Below are 19,917 nucleotides of genomic sequence, written 5' to 3' on the forward strand. Positions count from 1 at the left end.
CCTTTGGGTATGAGGCACCACCCGCACACCGCGCGGGGCGCCGATGAGGCCCTGCCGGAAGTCTGGACCGGACACGCGACCAACCGCATGCAGTGGCTGCTCGCCCTCGCGGGCGCCGCTTGCCTGGCGCTCGGGATCAAGCTCGCCGTCGACTCCAACTGGACCTCGGGTCTCGGCCCGCTGGTCATGGCTGTCGTCGGCTGCGTCGCCGCAGGGCTCCTCATGCTGTTCGGGACCCTCGCGTTCGTTCACGTCGCCGTGCGCGTCGACCGGGACTCGCTGGAGGTGCGCTGCGGGCACCTTGGCCTGCCTCGCCGCCGTATCCCGCTGTCGCAGATCGTCGCCGCCGACTTCGCGGCCGAGGTGTGCCCGCGCCAGTGGGGCGGCTGGGGCTACCGCTGGCGGCCGCAGAAGGGCACAGCGGTGATCGTCCGCCGTGGCGAGGCCGTGGTCCTCGAACTCGGCGACGGACACAGGTTCACGGTCACCGTGGACGACGCGGAGTCGGCGGTACGCGTCATCAGGGACCGGCTGCGGACGCGCTCCACGGGGACTGTGGCGGGCCTCTGAGCTTCCGCCTTCTGTACTCCTGAGGTTTTGAGCTTCCGGCTTTTGAAAACGCGCACCTACTTTGTGGTGTCTGTTTTTCTACGCGGCCGTACCGGAGGGTGGCTCGTCCGGCAGGTCGTCGCGCAGGGCACGGGCCGTGGCGAGACCCGCGAGGACGCCCACGCTCACGGTGACCGCGGAGAAGCTCAAGGTGTTTCCGACCGCGGCGATGCCCGCGACGGCCGTGAGCGTGACCGCCGCAGTCAGGACGAGCGGAGTCGACCGCGTCGACCGCCACAGGGTGTGGAGCAGCCAGCCGTACGCGATCGCCGGCAGGGCCACCCCGACAACGCCCTGTTCGGCGGCGAGCTGCAGGGGAGCGGAGTGCGGCCTGGCGTCGGTGTGCAGCGCCTGCTGGGCCGCCGTACTGAACTCGGCGTACCGGCCGGGCCCGACCCCGAGCGCCGGGTCACGCTCTGCGAGCTGCAGGGCGTCCTGCCACAGCGCCGCGCGGTGACCGGGTCAGCGGGCCGGTGAGGGCGTCGGCGAGACCGCTCGGGAGTGCGGAGGCGGCGACCGCCCCCACGGCGGCGACGAGCAGCGCGGCCGCGAGCCCCAGGCCGACGAGCACCGCACCGCGGCGGGCCGCACGCGCGGCGGTGAGCGAGCACAGCAGCACCGCGACGCAGCCGAGGAGACCGGCCGCCGAGCCGAGCACCGCCGCCGCGACCGCGGTGCCGAGGGCGAACAGCCGCAGGGCGAGCCGAAGTCCCGCCCGGCCCGTCGCCCAGGCCCCGCAACAGGCCGTACCGCAGGAAAGCACAAGCAGCGCCGCCACCGGGCTCGTGTGCCCGAGCGAGGAGACGCCGACGCCGGACAGCGCGGCACGGGCCGGATCGGCGGTCGAGGCGACGGGGGAGGCGGTGACGGCGAGGCCCAACCCGCCGAGCGCGGCCACGGCGCACGTCCCGACGGGCAGGACCGCACCCCCGATCCGGCCGCACGCGTACCCCGCCGACAGGGCGAGCACCGCGAGCAGCACACCTTCGGGCCGGCCGCCTCGCGCGGTCGCCGTGATCAACGTCCATAACGCGCAGCAGGCCAGAATCGTCAGGCCCGCGACATCGCCCGCACCGCGTCGTGCGGACGGGCCGTCGCCCACGCCGACCGTCGCAGAAGTCATCGGCTGTCCCCCCGGTTGCCCCCGACCGCCTCCGAACCGACCGGCGCGAAGAACACATGTCGACGCGCGTGCGGCCGGTCAGCGGCACGGGCTCACGGTAATGGCCGGTCTGCGGATTCGTGCCCGTGTTGCAGGGGCCCCGTACCTGGGACGCATCGCGCAACGGGGTCGCACGCGCGCGTGCCGGGTGTCCGCCTTTGGGTCCTGCCGTCGCGCTGGACCACCATGTCGGCATGTCAGCATCGCGCCGTAGACTCCGCGAGGTGACAGCCACCACCACCTCCACCGACGTGCGGGGACCGCAGGAACCTCAGGCCGAGCGCGCCATGCGCGACAAGCTGCTGCGGCAGTTCGTCTCGCCGGTCGCCGCCGTGCTCTCCGGGCTCCTCATGTACGCGGCCTTCCCGCCCCGCGAACTGTGGTGGCTCACGCCGATCGCCTTCGCGCTCTTCGGCCTCGCCGTGCACGGGCGCCGCGCGCGTGCCGGTTTCGGTCTCGGTCTGCTCATGGGGCTCGGTTTCCTGGTGCCGCTGCTCTCCTGGACGGGCGTCGACGTGGGTCCGCTGCCGTGGCTGGCGCTGGCCGTCACAGAGGCGGTTTTCGTGGCTCTGGGGGCGGCGGGCGTCGCCTTCGTGACCCGGCTGCCCGCCTGGCCGCTCTGGGCGGCGGCCGTGTGGATCGTCGACGAGGCGCTGCGCGCCCGCTTCCCGTTCGGCGGATTCCCGTGGGGCAAGGCCGCGTTCGGTCAGCCGAGCGGTGTGTTCCTGCCGTTGGCGTCGATCGGCGGCACTCCGCTGCTGGGCTTCGCGGTCGTGCTGTGCGGGTTCTCGCTCGCCGCGCTCGTGCTCCGCGTCGTCGCCGTACGGGGGGTGCGGGACCGGGGCGTGATCGTCGCGGCGGCTCTGACGACGGCGCCGGTGATCGCCGGGGCCGCGGTGCTGCCGACGATGTCGAACGAGGCGGAGAACGGCACCGCGCGTGTGGCCGTCATCCAGGGCAACGTGCCGCGCATGGGGCTCGATTTCAACGCACAGCGACGGGCCGTGCTCGACTACCACGTGCGCGAGACCATGAAGCTCGCCGACGCCGAGGTGAAGCCGGACCTTGTGGTGTGGCCGGAGAACTCCTCGGACATCGACCCGTACGTGAACCCGGACGCGTACGCCGAGATCGACAAGGCCGCCAAGGCCGTCGGAGCGCCCATCTCCGTGGGCGCTGTCGTCACGGCGAAGGACGGCACCGCGCGGAACCGGCAGATCCTCTGGGACCCGAAGAGCGGCCCCGGAACGGTCTACGACAAGCGGCAGCTGCAGCCCTTCGGCGAGTACATGCCCTACCGCGGCTTCTTCCGGATCTTCAGCTCGGACGTGGACCGCGCGGGCAGCTTCGTCCCCGGCGACAAGCCCGTGGTGTTCGACATGGCGGGCACCGGTATCGGGCCTGTGACCTGTTACGAGGCCGCCTTCGACGGTGTGGTGCGGGACCAGGTCGAGGCCGGCGCGGAAGTCCTCTCCGTGCCGAGCAACAACGCGACCTTCGGGCGCAGCCAGATGACGTACCAGCAACTCGCCATGGACCGTGTGCGTGCCGTCGAGCACGGACGCGCGGTGCTGGTTCCGGTCACGAGCGGGGTCAGCGCGGTGATCCGGCCCGACGGGTCGATCGCCCAGGACACCGGCATGTTCGTGCCGGACACACTTGTCGCCGAGGTGCCCAAGCGGACGTCGCTGACCGTGGCCACGCGCGTGGGCGCCTGGCCGGAGGCGCTGCTCGTCGCGGTCGGCGTGGGCGGTCTCGGCTGGGCCCTGACGCGTTCCGTGAAGGCGCGGCGCGCGCAGGTCTGAGGCCCTGGCCGGACCCCCGCCGCTCGGGTGGTGGGGGTGTCAGACCAGCCGGTTAGGGTCGACGTATGGCGACTCCTGACTTCATCCGTGAGATCCGAGCATCGGCCGGCCACCAGCTGCTGTTTCTGCCCGGCGTCACCGCGATCGTCTTCGACGACGCGGGCAGAGTCCTGCTCGGGCGCCGTTCGGACACCGGTGGTTGGGCGGTCATCGGCGGCATCCCCGAGCCCGGCGAGCAGCCCGCGGACTGCGCGGTGCGCGAGGTGTACGAGGAGACCGCCGTGCGCTGCGAGGCCGAGCGGATCGTGCTCGTCCAGGCGCGGGAGCCGATCCAGTATCCGAACGGCGACATCTGCCAGTTCATGGACATCACGCTGCGCTGTCGCGCGCTGACTACGGACTGCTACGTGAACGACGACGAGTCGCTGGAGGTGGCCTGGTTCGAACCGGACGCTCTGCCGCCCCTGGAGGAGTTCGGTACTCATCGGATCAAGCTGGCCATGGGAGATGGGCCGACTTGGTTCGAAGGTTTGCAGGAGGGGTGAAGTCGTCTCCGGGCGGCACCGGGTGCGGGGCGAGCCGGGGGACTTGACGACTACGGATCGGCGTCGAGTCTCATGCCGCGGCATTTGGCAGTCGACCGGCGGCGCGGGCCGACCTGCCCCCTGTGTGTGGCGATCAAGTGGTAGGGGCGTATCCGTCAACCGGGCCCGCCCTGCGGTCCGTTGAAGTGGCTCGGCAGGGTGGGCGGCACCGCGGTCGAGGTCAAACCGGTGTCCCTACGGGGCGGAAGCGGATGGGGGCGCCCGGGGGGATCTGGCCCGCGAGGGGCAGGTCGTCCTCGTGGACCACGCCGATCACCGGGTAGCCGCCGGTGACGGGATGGTCGACGAGGAAGAGGACCGGCTGCCCGTTCGGCGGGACCTGGAGGGCGCCGCGGACCATGCCTTCGGCGGGGAGTTCGCCCGTACGGGAGCGCTGCAGCGCCGGGCCCGAGAGGCGGATGCCGACCCTGTTGCTCTTGCTGGTCGCCTCCCAGCGAGCTCCGAAGAAGTCCCGCAGCGACGCCTCCTCGAACCAGTCGTCGCGTGGCCCGAGCCAGACGCGCAGCACGAACTCGGCGGGCGGGGCGCTGCGCGGCGCGTGGTCCACGCCGGGCATCGGGCCCGCGGGCTCGCCGACCGGAAGGGTGGCTCCGGCGTGCAGCGGGGCGGGCCCGGTGCCGGAGAGCAGGTCGGTGGCGCGGGAGCCGAGGGAGGGCGGGGGAGTGAGGCCGCCGCGGACGGCCAGGTAGGTCCGCAGCCCCGAGGTCGGCATGCCGAGGGCCAGTTCGTCCCCGTCGCTCACGGGTACCGGTGCGTCCAGGGCGGCCGGGCGGCCGTTCACCGTGGCCGGGCAGGGCGCGCCGGTCAGGGCGAGGTAGCCGGTCGCGGGGGTGCCGTCGGGGCGGCGCAGCCGTAGCCGGGCCCGCAGCCCGCCGAAGGTGACTTCCAGGCCGGCCGCGTCCTCGGGGTTGCCGACCAGGCGGTTGGCGAGGGTGAGGGACGCGGCGTCGGCGGCGCCGGAGCGGGAGACGCCCAGGTGGGACCAGCCGGGCCGGCCGAGATCCTGCACGGTGGCCAGCGGCCCGGGAGCGATGACCTCCAACTCGCGTACCGCCAGGAGGTTTTGATGCGTCACGTCGTCTCCTCGAAGCGTACGGTCCGGCCGGGGAGGAGCAGCGCGGGCGGCGTGCGGTCCTCCTGCCAGAGCGGCGCGTCCGTGCTGCCGAGGAGTTGCCACCCGCCGGGCGATGACCGTGGGTACACGCCGGTGAAGCCGCCCGCCACGGCCACTGACCCGGAGGGGACGGCGGTGCGCGGCTCGCTGCGGCGGGGGAGGCGCAGGACGGGGTCGGTACCGGTGAGATAGCCGAAGCCGGGTGCGAAACCCGCGAAGGCGACGGTGTAGAGGGGTGTGGTGTGCCGCTCGATCACCTCGCGGACGGTGAGCCCGGTGAGTTCGGCGACGTCCGCCAGGTCGGGCCCGTCGTAGCGGACCGGCACGACGAGTGTGTCGTAGTCCGTGGACGGGGTGACAGCACCACCCTGTGCGGGCAGCGCGTCGGCCCGCTCCGCGAGCGTCCGGCTCAGCCCGTCGTGCCCGGTGACCGCCGGATCGTAGGTGACGAGCAGCGTTCGGGCGGCGGCGATGAGCTCCCGTACGCCGACGGGCCGGTCCCGCTCCAGCGCGGCGCGCAGGGCCAGGACGTCATCGAGGTCGGCCAGTTCGGCGAGCAGTGCCGTACTGCCGGCCCTGCGGACGCCGCGCAGCGGGGTCGTCATCGGGCTCAGCGCTCCCCGGCACCGGCGGGGACCGCGGCGGCGGGCGTGGCGAACGGCGTCGGGGACAGGCCCGCCGCGTCGAACTCCTTGCGCAGCCGACGGGCGATCTCCACCGCGCCCTGGGTGTCGCCGTGCACGCACAGCGAACGGACCGTCAGCGGCACCTCCGTACCGTCGATCGCCTCGACCACGCCCTCGGTGACCATCCGCAGGCAGCGGGCCACGATCACGTCCGGGTCGTGCAGGACGGCGCCGGGCTCGCGGCGCGAGACGAGTGTGCCCTCGGGGGTGTACGCGCGGTCGGCGAACGCCTCGTGGACCGGGGTGAGTCCGGCCTCGGCGGCCTTGCGCAGCCAGGCGCTGCCGGGCAGGCCGAGTACGGGGAGGCTCGCGTCGTAGCGGCTGACCGCGTCGGCGACGGCCTCGGCCTGCGCCTCGTGGTGGACGATCGCGTTGTAGAGCGCGCCGTGCGGCTTCACGTACGCGACCTTCGTACCGGCCAGTTTGGCGAAGCCGTCGAGGGCGGCGATCTGGTACACGACGTCGTTGACGAGCTCGCGCGGGTCGACGTCCATGAAGCGGCGGCCGAAGCCGGGCAGGTCGCGGTAGCCGACCTGGGCGCCGATGGCGACGCCGCGCTCGGCCGCCAGTTCGCACACGCGGCGCATCACGGTCGGGTCGCCGGCGTGGTAGCCGCAGGCGATGTTGGCGCTCGTGACGATGGACAGGAGGGCGTCGTCGTCGCCCAGCGTCCACTGTCCGAAGCCCTCGCCGAGGTCACTGTTGAGGTCGATGACGGGCGTGGTCATGGAGGGGCCTCTCTCGCGTACGGGGTGCGGGGTATGGGATTTCGGGGTGCGGGTCAGCTTTGCCAGGTCGGCAGGTTGATGCCGTGGAGGTTGCTGTAGGCGGCGCGCTCCGGCTGCTGCCAGCCTGCGAGGAGCTCCGGGTCGACCTTGTAGACCTCGACGCCGATGGGGTGGCAGACCTCGATCGGGTCGTGTGCGTCCGGGCCCCACATCGGGACGGAGAGGTCGCCGCCGGGGCAGGTGGAGAGCGCGCAGAGCAGGTCGAGTTCGGCGAAGAACTCGAAGTGGTCGCCGGGGCGGGCCGGGCAGTCCTTCATGAAGTACTGGTCGTCGTCGTTGAGTCCGGTGCACTGGAAGACGTTGAGGACGTCGTGCACGTCGAACTCGGTGAGACCGTAGGGGAGGACAGCGCGCGTCAGGTTGCTGTGGCAGTGGAAGTCGAAGGCCTCGCCGGTCAGCATCTGGTTGACGTACGGGTCGCAGCGGGTGCCGAGCAGGTCGTGCACCCGGCCGCCCTCGGCGTCCTTGCCGTAGTCGGCGAGGGTGTCGTCGGTGATGGTCAACAAGGGCCGCAGGAAAGGCAGGTTGGACCACAGCCGGTCGTAGGTGCTGACGTGCGCGCGCTGCAGCTGCCGGGTGCGGGACGCCCACAGGCGCTCGCGCGGGTCGTGCCGGTTCCACACGTTGAAGTCGCCGACCTGCGGGCCCTCGACGGTCACCAGGCGGCACAGGTGCCCGGCCGGGACCTCCCAGGCCTGGCCGGAGCGGATCGGGATCTCGAACTTGTCGACCAGCTCGCGGCCCTCGGGAGTGCCGGACACCCGGTCGTAGAAGGCCTTGTCGACGTCGAGCGGGCCGCCCTTGGTGGCCTGATAGGCGGCAGCGGTGGTGGCCATGGGGATCCTCCAGGGGTACGGGCCCGGGGGCGGGGCCCGGGGCGGTCGAGGTGGGGTTCAGTTCTGCCGGGCCGCTGCGGCGGCCCGGACCATGTCGACGACCTGGCGCTCGGAGTCGTCCAGGTACTGCCGCAGCGCCGTCGCGGCCTCGGCACGTCCGCCGGAGCGCAGCAGATCGCAGACCACCCGGTCGCGCGGCACGTACTGCGCCTGGAAGTCCTGCTCCTGCGGGAACTCCGCGAAGGCCAGGCGCAGTTGGGCGGCGGTGGTGTCGAAGAAGCGGTCGAGGCGGGCGCTGCCGAGCAGATGCACCACCGCACGGTGGAAACCGAGGGAGAAGGTGCCCGCCTCGTTCCAGCGCTCCGCCGCGGCGGCCCGCTCGGCCTCGGTGACTCTCCGGTCGAGGTTCTCCAGCGCCTCCGTCGGGGAGTACACGCTCTCCTCCACGGCACGCAGTTCTACGCAGCGCCGGGCGGCGTAGATGTCGTGCACGTCCGCCACGTCGAGGCGCTTGACCGCCGCGCCCTTGTAGAGCTGGTGGACGGCCAGGCCCTCGTGCACCAGGAGCCGGACCGCCTCGCGCAAGGTGTTCCGCGAGACGCCCAGCTCGCCGGCGAGCGCGGCGTCACGCAGCGGCGTGCCGGGCGGCAGCTCGCCGCGGCTGATGCGCTCACGCAGCCGGTCCGCCACGGCGTCGGCGGCCACATCGCCCTGGGGGGCCTCGACGGCCTCGGCATGGATCTCGTCAGGCATGACAGGAACGCTAGCAGGATTGTTCATCAAAATTGAGCCCGTCTTACGGAGCGGACTCCTGGAAGTGTCCGTAGATCCTTGCTACCAGGGATGTATAAGCATCCCTTTGAGGTGGTGATCGTCAATCCATTGACAGGATCGTTCAATCATCTCTACGTTGTCCGCCATTCCACGGACCGTCACGCCGCAGTGGCGCACCGTCCCCCTGTATCCCCGCACCTGGAGGTGGCCCATGCCGCCGACCACCGCTACGCAGCCCGCCGCCGGCAGCGGCCGTGACCTCCTGGAGGACAGCAAACTCAGCTCGTTCCACCGCCGGCTGACCGTCTACTCGGCCGGCGGACCCTTCCTCGACGGGCTGATCCTCGGCGTCATCGGCGTCGCCCTCACTCAACTCGGCCCGCAGTGGAACCTCGGCGGCGCCTGGGAAGGACTCCTCGCCGCGGCCGCACTCCTCGGCCTGCTCGTCGGCGGCACCGTCTTCGGGTACGTCACCGACCGTTTCGGCCGGCACATCATGTACACCATCGACCTGGCCGCCATCGTGGTCTTCTCGGTGGCCCAGGCCTTCGTCACAGGCCCGGAGCAGCTGCTCGTCCTGCGCTTCCTGATCGGTGTCGCCGTCGGCGCCGACTACCCCATCGCGACCTCGCTGCTCGCCGAGTTCTCCCCGCGCAAACACCGCGGCGCGATGCTCGGCCTGCTCACCGTCATGTGGTCGCTCGGCAGCGCCGCCGCCTACTTCATCGGCGACGTGCTGACCCAGCTCGGCCCGGACGGCTGGCGCTGGCTCCTTGCCTGCCCCGCGATCCCCGCCGCCGTCCTCGTCCTCATGCGCATGGGCACCCCCGAGTCGCCGCGCTGGCTCCTCTCCCAGGGGCGCACCGAAGAGGCACAGGCCGTGATGCGCAAGGTCTTCGGCCCCCACGCCACCATCGACGACCTGGAAGTCCCCGCCGAACCCGCCCGCCTCACCGCGGTCTTCCGCGGCGTGTACGGCCGCCGCACCGTCTTCGTCTCCGCCTTCTGGGCCTGCTCCGTCATGCCCATCTACGCGATCTACGCCTTCGGTCCGCAGCTGCTGACCGCGATGGGCCTGGCCGGCGAGGACGACTCCAACCTCGGCTCCGGCGTGATCAACCTGGTCTTCCTGCTCGGCTGCCTGGTCTTCCTGCCGCTGCTCGGCCGGATCGGGCGACGCCCGCTGCTGATCTTCTCCTTCGCCGCGGCGACCCTCCCGCTGCTCGTCCTCGGCGTCTTCCCGGACCTGCCCGCCGTCCCGGCCGGCATCCTCTTCGCGGGCTACGCCATCGCCATCGGCGGTCCGACCCTGCTGCAGTGGATCTACCCGAACGAGCTGTTCCCCACGGAGTTCCGTGCCACCGCCGTGGGCATCGGCACCGGATTCAGCCGTGTCGCCGCAGCCGCCGGCACCTTCCTCACTCCGATCGCCCTGGAGTCCTGGGGCGTGGGAGCGACCCTGCTCATCGCGGGCATCGTCTCCCTCGCCGGCACGCTGATCTCGGTGGCGCTCGCCCCGGAAACCCTGGGCGCCTCCCTGGAGAGCTCCAGCCGCGGCTGACCCGAGGGCCCGGACGCGAGCGAACGCGCAGACGAGAACAGGGCGTCGACACCACACCGGTGCCGGCGCCCTGCTGCTCGCCGCCCCCAGGATCGGCGGCCCCTGCTCCTTGGTTGCCTCAGCGGCCCGGAGGTTTGCCGACGGGCGGGCCGGACTGGTGCGCACTGCTGACCGGCCGGCCGAACCGCGTGCCTACGTGCGGCCCATGGTGGAGAACTCGTCGTTCGGTGTGAGCGCGCACAGGTGCGCCAGGCGGTTCGACATCGCGAAGAACGCCGTGATGGCGCCGACATCCCAGATCTCGTCCCGGGTGAGCCCCGCGGCACGCGCGGCGGTGACGTCCGCTTCGGCGAACAGCTCGGGCTCGCGGGTGAGAGCGAGCGCCAGGTCGACGATGGCGCGCTGGCGGTCGGAGAGCTCCGCGCGCCAGGGGTTGACCGCGACGCGATCGGCGAGCCCGGCGTCCTTGGTGCGCACCCGCAGAATCGCGCCGTGGGCGACGACGCAGTACGCGCAGTGGTTCGCCCCCGACGTGGCGACGACGACCAGTTCCCGCTCGGCCTTGGTCAGTCCGTCGGAGCGGTCCATCAGGGCGTCGTGCTGGTCGAGGAACGCGCGCAGCTCCGCGGGCCGGTGCCCGAGTGCGCGGAAGACGTTCGGCACGAAACCGGACTTCTCCGCGATCGCTCCGATCCGTTCGCGAAGGTCCTCCGGCAGCGCGTCGAGCTCGGTCACGCCGAACCTGCTCACCTGCATGCGTGAACTCCCTTTCGGTGCGGGCTTCCTGGGCCTGCTCAGTAGTTGCCGATGATGTCGTGTCGTTTACGCTCCCCGGCGAACCTTTCTGACGGCGGCATCCGCGACGACCGCGTCCTGCCACGCCATCCCCGAGCCCTTGAACAACACTGGCCGTGCGGCGTCGAGTTCGAGATCGCCGCGTACCACGGCGGCCATGGGCAGCAGTTGGGCGGTGGACAGGACGCCCTCCGCCACCGGCAGCACGATGTCGCCGCACTCCCGCAGGGCCGTGGCGGGGTCCTCCACGACCACCTGGGCGCGAGCCGCGAACGCCGAGTCGACCTCGCGGGCGTCCGGCGCATGCGAGCCCACGGCCAACACCACGGCCGTATCCAGGAGTTGGGACGAGTCGAACAGCGGCTCGGCGGCGGGCGTCGCGCACACGACGAGGTCGGCGCGGCGCAGCAACGCCTCGCTGTCCCCGGACCCGGCCGCGACCACCCGGTCGTCTCCGAGCAGGTCCCGGTCCACCCGCGCCGGATCGCGTACGACGTACGTCACGTCCGCCAGGTCGACGCCGGAGTCCCGCAGCGTTCGTACGTGTCCTGTGCCCTGCGGGCCCGCGCCGAAGACCACGGTGTTCCAGCGGCGTCCCGGCCGGGTCAGGAACGGCAGCACCGCGGCGACCGACACCGCGGGTGTGCGGAGCGTGGTGAGCGCGGCGCCGTCGACGACCGCGACGGGGGTGTACGACGGGGGCCGGAAGACCAGGTGGACGCCCTGGATGCGGGGCAGCCCGCGGCCGGTGTTGCCGGGCACGGCGGTGATGGCCTTCACCCCCACGCCGTACTCCGAGGCGGCCGGCATGGACAGCAACTGCCCCTGGCCGCCGGGCAGTTCGAGGATCGAGCGCGCGGGATCCGCCGCCGGGTCGAGCCCACCGGCCAGTGCCGCCCGGATCGCGGCGACCGCCTCCCGCGGCGGCAGCAGCTTCGGCAGATCCTCGGCGCCGATGTAGTCGATGGTCATGGCCGCCTGAGCCAACGTGCGCTCCCTGTTCGTGTGCTGAGGCCCCACAACGGGGCGGGGCTACGGAGCCGCCAGCATCGTCGATGCCGACAGCGGACGCACCCCCGAGAGGGCGCGGCGCGCCCCCTCAGGACCAGGGCAGGACGAGCGTGCCCCAGGCCACCACCGGCCCCGCCGCGACGATGCCGCAGGTGTAGCCGAGGACCTGGCGGTAGAAGCCGCGCCGCTCCACGCCCCGTGCGTTGCTCAGCACCAGCGCACCGTTGGTGGAGAACGGCGAGACGTCGACGATCGTGGTGGACACGGCGAGCGCGGCGATCAGACCGGTCGAGCTGACGTGGCTGGACAGCAGCAACGGAACGGCGATCGGGATGATCGCGGTGAGGATCGCCGTCGAGGAAGCGAAGGCGGAGGTGACGGCGACCGTGAAGCAGAGGAGGAGAGCGACCACGAGCGGGGTCCCGAAACCGGCCGCGTGCTCGGAGATCTTCTCGATGACACCGGCGTGCTCCAGCATCGCGATGTACGTCATCATGCCGCCGACGAGCAGCAGCGTGTGCCAACTGATGCCGTCCACCGCCTTCTCCTGGCGCTTCATGTCCAGGAGGGCGAGCAGCGCACCCGCGGCCAGCGCGAGTACACCGATCTGCATCTGGAATCCGAGCGCACACACCACCAGCGCGGCGAGGGTGGCGAGGGTGGCCCACTGGTGCCAGCCGGCCCGCTCCGTGCCCGCGTCGTCGGCCGTCGCCTGCTGATCGGTCTGGGCGGACGGGTCCGTCGGCGTCGTACGGCGTCGCAGAGCGGCGAAGGTGAGCAGGGACAGCAGGACGTTGACGGCGAAGCTGGCGAAGAACAGGGTCGCCGGCGCCACGGACAGATCGCTGTCGTCGACCATGCCCAGGACCAGCGCGCCCGAGACGGCCATGGGGGAGAAGGCCCCGGCGTGGGCGCCGCTGATCACCATCATCCCGGTCATGAGCGGGTTGATGCGGTAGCGGAAGGCGAAGTTCATCGCGATGGGGACGAGGATCGCCACGGCGGCGGGCGTGAAGGTGCCCAGCGAGGTCAGCAGCCCGGCCAGCAGGAAGACCACCCAGGGGATCAGGGAGGTCCGTCCCCTGACCAGGCGGACTCCGGCGGTGACCAGGAGATCGACCGTGCCGTTGCGGCGGGCCACCGAGAACAGATAGGTGACGCCGACGATGGTGAGGAAGAGCTCCACGGGGAAGCCCTCGAATATCTGGTCCTCGGTCATGTTCAGGGCGGTCGTCCCGACCGCGAACGACGCGACGAAGGCCAGGATGCCGATGTTGATCGGCAGGATCGTGCCGACGACGAACATCACCAGAAGCGCGCCGACGGATACCAGCTCAGGAGACATCATTGTCCTCTTTCACCTGCGGAGGGGGAGAGGGGCAGGGGTGGCCGGATCGGCCGAGGGCGTGCCAGAGAGGAAAGCACGCAGGGTGCGGCAGCGTTCAGGCGGCGGCCGGGACAGCCGGTTCGCGTACGAGGATGCGGGCCCGGCACAGGATGCGGGCGGCGCGGGCGACGGCGACCCGGTCGGGCCCGGCGCCCGAGGACTCGACCGTCAGGACGCCCGCCGGGGTGCCGATGCGCAGGACACGGCCGCCGGGCGCGGTGGAGGCGTTCGCCACCACGGTGCCCTCGACGTTGTTCGCGGCGGCCACGGCGACCGCGGAGGTCAGACCGATGGCCGGGTGGGGGGAGTTCATGGACAGCATGCGTACGGACACGTCGTACGCGTCCGCCGCCACCTGCTCGCCGAGGGTCGTCGTGTAGGCGACGGGAGGGCCGACGAGCCCAGCCTTGGGGACCGCGTCCCCGGGCTCGGCGCCCGCCTCGGCAAGGCCCATGAGGACGGCGGCGGCGTGGCGCGTCGCCCGCAACCAGGGCACTTCGGTACGCATCTGGTCCAGCGTCTCCGCCCCGGTCCGGCCGGCCCGCAGAGCGTCCACCAGGACGACCGGGGCTCCGGCGTCCACCATCGTCACGCTCGGCGGCGTCGCGGAGCTGGGGCTGTGCGCACCGCCTGCCGGCTCACCTGGCTGCAACTTCTGGGCGGGCAAACCCGTGGGCAGCAGGTGGCCGGTGGTCGCCCCCGCCGGGGCGCGGAAGGTGAGCCCGACCGGAACGCCGCCGGCCAGGGTGCCGGGGACCGTACGATCCCCGAATTCCTGGACCCGGCCGCCCGGTGTGTCCACCTCTGCCTCCATGACGGCGCCCGTGTTGGTGTTGTGCATGACCACCGTGGTGCGGTCGCCCTTGAGCGGCACCAGGCCCTCGGCCACGGCGTAAAGGGCAATGGCCGTCGCGCAGTTGCCGCAGTTGCTGCCCCATTCGACGGTGCCGGTGCCGATGCCGACCTGGGCGAAGAGGTAGTCGACGTCGACTCCGTCGTGAGCGCTCACGCCGACCACCGCCGCTTTGGACGTGGTGGGGGTCGCGCCTCCGACGCCGTCGAGTTGAACGGGGTCCGCCGCGCCGTAGGCGTCGACGAGAACGCGTTCGATGCGGTCGCGTTCGGCCGGCATGTGCACCTGGGGGAAGAGCCAGCACTTGCTGGTCCCACCTCGTACCAGAGTTGCAGGAACGTGCATGTCAGAGTGTCTTTCTCTCAGCGCGACGGGTGCGGGGCCGCTGCGTTGCCGAGACTCTCGCAGAGCCTTTGGCTTGAGCACAATGTCTCTTTTCTTGAGTGGGGTTTAGCTGAACTAAACTCACTGCATGCTCAATGTCCGCCGCCTGCTCCTGCTCGCCGAGGTCGCCGAGCGCGGCTCGCTGACCGCCGCCGCCGCGGCGCTTTCCATGACGACCTCGGCTGCCTCCCAACAGATGTCCCAGCTTGAGCGCGAAGCCGGGCAGCCGCTGATCGAGCGGCTGCCCCGTGGTGTGCGCACGACCGCCGCCGGCGCGGCGCTGGCCGAGCGGGGCCGTGCCGTCCGCCGCGAACTCCAGGCCGCGGAGGCCGACTTGGAGGCCTTCGGGCACCTGGACCGCGGGGTCGTGACGCTCGGGTCCTTCCCGACGGCCAGCGCCTCACTGCTCCCGCTGGCGCTGACCCGCTTCCGCCGGGCACACCCACAGGTGCGCACGGTCGTACGGGCGGGAGTCCTCGCCCAGCTGCGCGAGATGCTGCACACCGGCGAGGTGGAGCTGTCGCTGCTGTGGGACTACGACTGGAACCGCGTCGACGACGACCAGTTGACCCTCACTCCGCTGCTCGAGGACCCGACGGTGCTGGTCGTACCCACCAGTTCCCCGCTGGTCGACTCCGACCGCGTGCGACTCTCCGACCTGGCGGACCAGGAGTGGATCATTCGCGCCGAGAACCATCCGGTCGCCGACGTGCTGCGCCGCGCCTGCCGCCGGGCGGGCTTCGAGCCGCGCATCGCCTATGCCTCCCACGACTACCAGGAGGCCCAGGCCATGGTCGCCGCCGGCCTCGGCCTGGCCCTCGCTCCCCGCCTCGCCTTGACCAACCGGCGCAGCGACGTACGTCTGCTTCCGCTGTCTCCCGAACCCGCGGCGCAGTCCGCACGGGAGCAGCCGGTCGGTGAGGCCGCCCCGATCCGTCGCATTCTGCTGGCCGGCTCGGCCCAGCGTGCCGCCACGCCCGCGGCGCAGGCCATGGCCCGTGTGCTGCACACCGTGGCGCGGGGCTTCACCGACCCCGGCTTGGACCGCTCTCAGCTGGGCGCGGTTCGGGCGCGCTGACGTATCGCGAGCGTTGCTTGATCGGCAGGGGAGGGGCGCCGCCTCCAAGGGGTGGTGCGCGGGGATCGATGTGTCCTACGGTGGAGCTGTTATATATATCGTCCCCTCGTCATCGATGTGCTCGACGTGCTCGATGCCCTCGATGTGATCCGGCAGCGCGCGGAAGGTGCGGACATGGAACGCCAAGACGGCTGGCTGCTGACCGACCTGTTCCAGGCGCTCGGGCGGCGGTGCGGCGCGGACCCGGCGGCCGGTGCGCCGCAGGACTCCCCGCTGAACCAGCTGCTCGCCGCCTGCGAGGTCCTGATGAGCGACGTGGGCGAGGCCTCCAGGCGCGCCGTCGCCGGGCGGGCCCTGGCCGCGTACGCCGCACTCGACGACCGCGACAAGCTGACGTTCTTCACTCACGTCACCCACGTCTACGACGTCGACGCCGACCAGGTCCGCGCCGCCTTCCGGCGCTGGGAGGACGCCCGGAGCAGCGGGTCCCAGGGTGAACAGGAGCTGGTCCGGCTCTTCGACGTGGTCGAGCCGGCCCGCCAGCAGCTGCTCCGCCGGATGAACCACGCGCCCGACGCCACGCTCGCCCTCGTCGAGATGCGCGCCGACCTGCGCCGGATCATGCCCCAGCACCCCGAACTGCGGCCCCTCGACCACGACTTCCACCACCTGCTCACCTCCTGGTTCAACCGCGGCTTCCTGCGCATGGCGGAGGTCGCCCCGGACGCGCCGCAGGAGCTGCAACGGCATCTGATGCGGGGCGAGCGGGTGCACCCGATGGCGAGCGCCGCCGAGCTCCGGCGCCGTCTGGAGCCCGAGGACCGCGCCGTCTACGCGTTCTTCCACCCGGCCACCGGCGACGTACCGCTGATCTTCGTGGAGGTCGCCCTGGTGCGCGGACTGCCGGACCGGATCGCCCCGCTCCTCGACCCCGGGCCCGCGCTCAGCCGGCAGGAGGCGGACACGGCGGCCCTTTACTCGATCAACAACGCGCTCGACGGCCTGGCCGGGGTCTCCTTCGGCAGCTTCCTCATCAAGCAGGTCATCGAGCAGGTGGGCGAGCGACTGCCCCACCTGACGCAGTTCGCCACGCTCTCGCCCATCCCCGGATTCCGCCGCTGGCTTGCCGAGCAAGTCGAGCAGGACGAGCAAGCTGCGCGGGAGCCTGAACTGCGGGTGCTCGTCGAGGAGTTGGATTCCGTGGGCGGCCCGGAGGGCCTGGGGCGTCTCCGTGAGGGCGAGATCGAGCGGATACGGGCCCGGCTCCTGCCCGCCCTGGCCCGGTACATCGCGGTGGAGCGGCGCGAGGACGGGCGGCCGCTCGACCCCGTCGCCCGCTTCCACCTGGGCAACGGGGCGGCCGCCTGGCAGCTGAACTGGCCCGCGAACGACTCCGCCGAGGCCTGGGACCAGTCGTACGGCGCAATGATCAACTACCGCTACGAACCGGGGCAGTTGGAGCGCCGGCACGAGGAGTTCATCCGCCGCGGCACCGTGGCGATCGGCGGACCGCTGCGCGCTGCCTTCCCCGACGCCGTCCCCGGCCCGGGGGAGCACCCCGCCCCAAACCCCGCCCCAAACCCTGCCCCCAAACCCTGAGGCACACCCCGCAGAGCACCCCGAAGCACAGCCCCCAGCACAGCTCGCAGCGCACGATGTGAGAGGAACACTCCCGATGGCACCACCCTTCAGGACCATCCACCGGTCCTTCGCCGCGCAGGCGGAACAGCAGCCGGACAAGGCGCTCTTCGAGCTGCCCGATGGGCGGGAGATCACCTACCGGGAGACGGCGCGGACCGTGCGGCGGATCGCCGCCCGGCTCGTCGCCGACGGCGTCACCCCCGGCGACCGGGTCGCCGCGCAGGTCGACAAGTCCCCTGAGGCCATCGCCCTGTATCTGGCGACCCTGCAGATCGGCGGAGTCTTCCTGCCGCTCAACACCGCGTACACCGGGGCGGAGATGGAGTACTTCATCGGCGACGCCGGGCCGCGGGTCCTCGTCTGCTCCCCGGGCCGGCAGGCCGACCACGCGCACCGCGCGGGCGCGGACCTCGTCGTCGAGACCCTCGGCACCAAGGGCGACGGCACCCTCCTGGACGGCGACGGCCAGTACGACCAGGTCGTCGACTCCGCCGCCGACGACCCGGCCGCGATCCTCTACACCTCCGGCACCACCGGCCGCTCCAAGGGTGCGGTGCTCACCCACGGCAACCTCGCCTCCAACTGCCAGGCCCTCCTTGACTCCTGGCAGTTCACCGCCGAGGACCGGCTCGTCCACGCCCTGCCGATCTTCCACGTCCACGGGCTCTTCGTCGCCGCGAACATGACCTTGGCCGCCGGCGCCTCCATGTACTTCCTGCCGAAGTTCGACGTCGACACGGTCGTGGACCTGCTGCCCCGGGCCACGGTCCTCATGGGCGTGCCCACCTTCTACACCCGGCTGCTGCAGCACGACCGGCTCACCCCGCAGAGCTGCGCCGCGACGCGGCTCTTCGTCTCCGGCTCGGCCCCGCTGCTCGCGAGCGACCACCAGGCCTTCGAGGCCCGCACCGGCCACGCCATCCTCGAGCGCTACGGCATGACCGAGACCGGCATGAACACCACCAACCCGTACGAGGGCGGCCCCCGCAAACCCGGCACCGTGGGCAAGCCCCTGCCCGGCACCGAGATCCGGGTCGTCGACGAGAAGACCGGAGCGGCACTGCCGGACGGCGAGGTCGGCAGCATCGAGGTCCGCGGCCCCAACGTCTTCGCCGGCTACTGGCAGATGCCCGAGAAGACCGCCGCCGAGTTCCGCGAGGACGGCTTCTTCATCACCGGCGACCTGGGCCGTATCGACGAGGACGGCTACCTCTGCATCGTCGGCCGCGGCAAGGACCTGGTGATCTCCGGCGGCTACAACGTCTACCCCAAGGAGATCGAGGAGCTCCTCGACGCCCACCCGGCGGTCCTGGAGTCCGCCGTGATCGGCGTGCCGCACCCGGACTTCGGCGAGACGGTCGTCGCCGTCGTCGTACCCGCGCCGGGCCAGGAGCCCCGGGAGGCCGAGCTGCTCGACTTCATCGCCGGCGACCTCGCCCGCTTCAAGCACCCCCGTGCCGTACGCGTCGTGGAAGCACTGCCGCGCAACGTCATGGGCAAGGTCCAGAAGGCCGAACTCCGCAAGCAGTACGCCGAGTTGTTCGTGAACTCGGACGCCTGACCCCCGCGAGGGCGGGTCCGGAGCGACGGGGCGGGGCCGGTCGCCAGGGCGGTGGGGGCGCCGGGCTCGTTAGGGTCGTTCCTGTGACGCACCCCGTACCGGCCTCCCGGACCGCATCCGCCGCCCCGTCCGCGCGCCCCTCCACGCACCCGAGCGTGCCCGACCGTGTGCCCGCCGGGCCGTTGGAGGGGCTCGACCGGCGGATCGTCGCCGCGTTGCAGATCGACGGGCGGGCCTCGTGGCGGCGGATCGCGGCGGCCCTCGGCGAGCCCGAGCGGAAGGTGGCGCGACGCGGCCTTCGCCTCCTCGAAAGCGGGGACGTCGCCGTGCGCGGCCTCGTCATGCGGGGCGAGACGGTGATCCTGCGGATGACCTGCCGGCCGGGCACGGTGCGGGACGCGGCCGTGGCGGCGGCCCGGCGCGCGGACTGCATCTTCTCGTACGCCCTTGCCGGTCCCGTCGACTGCGTGGCCGAACTGCAGTGTCCGCCGGGCCGGTTGGCGCCGCTGATGCTGGACGAGGTGCCGGCGCTTCCGGGCCTCGTCTCGCAGAGCGTGTCCCCGGTGCTGCGGTACTTCCGCACCGTGCACGAGTGGGCGCCGGGGATCCTCGACGCCGCCGAGGTCGAGGCGCTCGGCGGGCCGTCCGGGACCGTGGGCGAACCCGCTCCGCCGGACGTCGAGGTCGGCCCGGAGGAGCTGGCGATCCTGGGGGCGCTCGCCGAGGACGGGCGGCGCACGTACGAGGACCTGGCGGCCGTGGCCGGGGTCTCGGTGGCGACGGCGCGGCGCCGGGTGGAGACGCTGACGCGGGAGGGCGTCGTGAGCATCCGGGCCGCGGTCGAGCCCGCTCTGCTCGGCCTGCCGGTCGAGGCGCTGCTGTGGCTCAAGGTCAGGCCCGAGGAGGTCGAGCGGGTGGGCCGGCTGCTCGTCGAGTCGCCGCTCGTGCGGTACGCGGCGGTCGTGATGGGGGAGCACCAGCTCCTGGTCGACGTGACGCAGCCGTCGAAGGCCGCACTGCACGCGTTCCTCACGGCCTCGCCGTGGGTGCGGCACGTGGAGGCCGTGCAGTCCCATCTGGTCGTCGAGTCCTTCAAGCGCAGCGGGGTCGAGTTCCCCGGCGGCAGCCGCGAGGATCGCGGCGACTGAAAAATTCATCGTTGCCAATCTGACGTCTTAAAACTTCATCGATCCCTGACCATTGACTGAAACGGTCAACGGCTTCAGTGTGGTGGCTCACACGCGTCGTGCTTCCGGCTTCGACCGGC

General features: G+C 72.0%; 19 protein-coding genes and 1 pseudogene. 8 read left to right on the forward strand and 12 right to left on the reverse strand.

Annotated features, from left to right (window positions below):
* Positions 1-9: 9 nt before the first annotated feature.
* Complete coding sequence (locus QIS96_RS13060) at positions 10-570, forward strand: hypothetical protein (RefSeq protein ID WP_282542680.1); 561 nt, start codon at positions 10-12, stop codon at positions 568-570.
* A 78-nt stretch (positions 571-648) separates the two neighbouring features.
* Here the strand turns inward: QIS96_RS13060 and QIS96_RS37675 are convergent, their stop codons facing one another.
* The 3 genes and pseudogenes from QIS96_RS37675 to QIS96_RS37685 all read right to left on the reverse strand — a co-directional run bounded on the left by QIS96_RS37675 (position 649) and on the right by QIS96_RS37685 (position 1,732).
* Positions 649-891 carry a hypothetical protein gene (locus QIS96_RS37675; protein ID WP_349017380.1) on the reverse strand — a complete coding sequence of 81 codons (243 nt, stop codon included), beginning with the start codon at positions 889-891 and terminating at the stop codon, positions 649-651.
* A gap of 51 nt (positions 892-942) precedes the next feature.
* Positions 943-1,053: pseudogene (locus tag QIS96_RS37680) on the reverse strand (O-antigen ligase family protein); the annotation flags it as partial.
* Positions 1,019-1,732, reverse strand: a complete 714-nt coding sequence (locus QIS96_RS37685) for a hypothetical protein (RefSeq protein WP_349017381.1) — start codon at positions 1,730-1,732, stop codon at positions 1,019-1,021. The pseudogene QIS96_RS37680 and the gene QIS96_RS37685, both read right to left, overlap by 35 nt.
* 263 nt (positions 1,733-1,995) lie before the next feature.
* Here QIS96_RS37685 and lnt point away from each other — a divergent pair, with 263 nt between their 5' ends.
* Complete coding sequence (gene lnt, locus QIS96_RS13070) at positions 1,996-3,576, forward strand: apolipoprotein N-acyltransferase (protein ID WP_408907174.1); 1,581 nt, start codon at positions 1,996-1,998, stop codon at positions 3,574-3,576.
* A gap of 65 nt (positions 3,577-3,641) precedes the next feature.
* Positions 3,642-4,121 carry an NUDIX hydrolase gene (locus tag QIS96_RS13075; RefSeq protein ID WP_282542681.1) on the forward strand — a complete coding sequence of 160 codons (480 nt, stop codon included), beginning with the start codon at positions 3,642-3,644 and terminating at the stop codon, positions 4,119-4,121.
* Between the two features lie 220 nt (positions 4,122-4,341).
* Here QIS96_RS13075 and QIS96_RS13080 read toward each other — a convergent pair whose 3' ends face one another.
* Genes QIS96_RS13080 through QIS96_RS13100 form a run of 5 tightly spaced genes read right to left on the reverse strand, consistent with a single transcriptional unit; the run spans position 4,342 to position 8,358 of the window.
* Complete coding sequence (locus QIS96_RS13080) at positions 4,342-5,238, reverse strand: 5-oxoprolinase subunit C family protein (RefSeq protein WP_282542727.1); 897 nt, start codon at positions 5,236-5,238, stop codon at positions 4,342-4,344.
* A 14-nt stretch (positions 5,239-5,252) separates the two neighbouring features.
* Positions 5,253-5,900: a 5-oxoprolinase subunit B family protein gene (locus QIS96_RS13085; RefSeq protein ID WP_282542682.1), complete on the reverse strand. Its 648-nt coding sequence runs from the start codon at positions 5,898-5,900 to the stop codon at positions 5,253-5,255.
* A 5-nt stretch (positions 5,901-5,905) separates the two neighbouring features.
* Positions 5,906-6,709: a LamB/YcsF family protein gene (locus tag QIS96_RS13090; protein ID WP_282542683.1), complete on the reverse strand. Its 804-nt coding sequence runs from the start codon at positions 6,707-6,709 to the stop codon at positions 5,906-5,908.
* Positions 6,710-6,762: 53 nt separating this feature from the next.
* Positions 6,763-7,605 carry an urea carboxylase-associated family protein gene (locus QIS96_RS13095; RefSeq protein WP_282542684.1) on the reverse strand — a complete coding sequence of 281 codons (843 nt, stop codon included), beginning with the start codon at positions 7,603-7,605 and terminating at the stop codon, positions 6,763-6,765.
* Between the two features lie 57 nt (positions 7,606-7,662).
* Positions 7,663-8,358: a GntR family transcriptional regulator gene (locus QIS96_RS13100; RefSeq protein ID WP_282542685.1), complete on the reverse strand. Its 696-nt coding sequence runs from the start codon at positions 8,356-8,358 to the stop codon at positions 7,663-7,665.
* Between the two features lie 232 nt (positions 8,359-8,590).
* Here QIS96_RS13100 and QIS96_RS13105 point away from each other — a divergent pair, with 232 nt between their 5' ends.
* Positions 8,591-9,940 carry an MFS transporter gene (locus QIS96_RS13105; protein WP_282542686.1) on the forward strand — a complete coding sequence of 450 codons (1,350 nt, stop codon included), beginning with the start codon at positions 8,591-8,593 and terminating at the stop codon, positions 9,938-9,940.
* Positions 9,941-10,132: 192 nt separating this feature from the next.
* Here QIS96_RS13105 and QIS96_RS13110 read toward each other — a convergent pair whose 3' ends face one another.
* The 4 genes from QIS96_RS13110 to QIS96_RS13125 all read right to left on the reverse strand — a co-directional run bounded on the left by QIS96_RS13110 (position 10,133) and on the right by QIS96_RS13125 (position 14,331).
* On the reverse strand, positions 10,133-10,696 hold the full coding sequence (locus tag QIS96_RS13110; RefSeq protein WP_282542687.1) for a peroxidase-related enzyme: 564 nt from the start codon (positions 10,694-10,696) through the stop codon (positions 10,133-10,135).
* Between the two features lie 66 nt (positions 10,697-10,762).
* Complete coding sequence (locus QIS96_RS13115; protein WP_282542688.1) at positions 10,763-11,722, reverse strand: ornithine cyclodeaminase family protein; 960 nt, start codon at positions 11,720-11,722, stop codon at positions 10,763-10,765.
* Positions 11,723-11,834: 112 nt separating this feature from the next.
* Entirely contained in the window at positions 11,835-13,091 is a 1,257-nt protein-coding gene (locus QIS96_RS13120; RefSeq protein WP_282542689.1) for an SLC13 family permease, read from the reverse strand.
* Between the two features lie 97 nt (positions 13,092-13,188).
* Entirely contained in the window at positions 13,189-14,331 is a 1,143-nt protein-coding gene (locus QIS96_RS13125; protein ID WP_282542690.1) for a PrpF domain-containing protein, read from the reverse strand.
* Positions 14,332-14,458: 127 nt separating this feature from the next.
* On the opposite strand from QIS96_RS13125, the gene QIS96_RS13130 reads away from it, so the two are divergent.
* The 4 genes from QIS96_RS13130 to QIS96_RS13145 all read left to right on the forward strand — a co-directional run bounded on the left by QIS96_RS13130 (position 14,459) and on the right by QIS96_RS13145 (position 19,798).
* Positions 14,459-15,448, forward strand: coding sequence for a LysR family transcriptional regulator (locus QIS96_RS13130; RefSeq protein ID WP_282542691.1), 990 nt, complete (start codon positions 14,459-14,461; stop codon positions 15,446-15,448).
* A gap of 174 nt (positions 15,449-15,622) precedes the next feature.
* Positions 15,623-17,047 carry a malonyl-CoA decarboxylase domain-containing protein gene (locus QIS96_RS13135; RefSeq protein WP_282542692.1) on the forward strand — a complete coding sequence of 475 codons (1,425 nt, stop codon included), beginning with the start codon at positions 15,623-15,625 and terminating at the stop codon, positions 17,045-17,047.
* Between the two features lie 76 nt (positions 17,048-17,123).
* A complete protein-coding gene (locus QIS96_RS13140; RefSeq protein WP_282542693.1) occupies positions 17,124-18,650 on the forward strand; it encodes a malonate--CoA ligase in 1,527 nt (508 codons plus the stop codon).
* Positions 18,651-18,733: 83 nt separating this feature from the next.
* Positions 18,734-19,798: an Lrp/AsnC family transcriptional regulator gene (locus QIS96_RS13145; protein WP_282542694.1), complete on the forward strand. Its 1,065-nt coding sequence runs from the start codon at positions 18,734-18,736 to the stop codon at positions 19,796-19,798.
* Positions 19,799-19,917: the final 119 nt, after the last annotated feature.

This window comes from Streptomyces cavernicola (assembly GCF_029968035.1).
In the GTDB taxonomy this organism is placed as follows: Bacteria; Actinomycetota; Actinomycetes; order Streptomycetales; family Streptomycetaceae; genus Streptomyces; species Streptomyces cavernicola.

What these genes read in the sequence shown, in the direction of transcription:
- QIS96_RS13060 (WP_282542680.1), top strand. Translation starts at nt 10, where the DNA reads ATGAGGCACCACCCGCACACCGCGCGGGGCGCCGATGAGGCCCTGCCG.
- QIS96_RS37685 (WP_349017381.1), bottom strand. Translation starts at nt 1,732, where the DNA reads ATGACTTCTGCGACGGTCGGCGTGGGCGACGGCCCGTCCGCACGACGC.
- QIS96_RS13075 (WP_282542681.1), top strand. Translation starts at nt 3,642, where the DNA reads ATGGCGACTCCTGACTTCATCCGTGAGATCCGAGCATCGGCCGGCCAC.
- QIS96_RS13085 (WP_282542682.1), bottom strand. Translation starts at nt 5,900, where the DNA reads ATGACGACCCCGCTGCGCGGCGTCCGCAGGGCCGGCAGTACGGCACTG.
- QIS96_RS13090 (WP_282542683.1), bottom strand. Translation starts at nt 6,709, where the DNA reads ATGACCACGCCCGTCATCGACCTCAACAGTGACCTCGGCGAGGGCTTC.
- QIS96_RS13095 (WP_282542684.1), bottom strand. Translation starts at nt 7,605, where the DNA reads ATGGCCACCACCGCTGCCGCCTATCAGGCCACCAAGGGCGGCCCGCTC.
- QIS96_RS13100 (WP_282542685.1), bottom strand. Translation starts at nt 8,358, where the DNA reads ATGCCTGACGAGATCCATGCCGAGGCCGTCGAGGCCCCCCAGGGCGAT.
- QIS96_RS13105 (WP_282542686.1), top strand. Translation starts at nt 8,591, where the DNA reads ATGCCGCCGACCACCGCTACGCAGCCCGCCGCCGGCAGCGGCCGTGAC.
- QIS96_RS13110 (WP_282542687.1), bottom strand. Translation starts at nt 10,696, where the DNA reads ATGCAGGTGAGCAGGTTCGGCGTGACCGAGCTCGACGCGCTGCCGGAG.
- QIS96_RS13120 (WP_282542689.1), bottom strand. Translation starts at nt 13,091, where the DNA reads ATGTCTCCTGAGCTGGTATCCGTCGGCGCGCTTCTGGTGATGTTCGTC.
- QIS96_RS13125 (WP_282542690.1), bottom strand. Translation starts at nt 14,331, where the DNA reads ATGCACGTTCCTGCAACTCTGGTACGAGGTGGGACCAGCAAGTGCTGG.
- QIS96_RS13130 (WP_282542691.1), top strand. Translation starts at nt 14,459, where the DNA reads ATGCTCAATGTCCGCCGCCTGCTCCTGCTCGCCGAGGTCGCCGAGCGC.
- QIS96_RS13135 (WP_282542692.1), top strand. Translation starts at nt 15,623, where the DNA reads ATGGAACGCCAAGACGGCTGGCTGCTGACCGACCTGTTCCAGGCGCTC.
- QIS96_RS13140 (WP_282542693.1), top strand. Translation starts at nt 17,124, where the DNA reads ATGGCACCACCCTTCAGGACCATCCACCGGTCCTTCGCCGCGCAGGCG.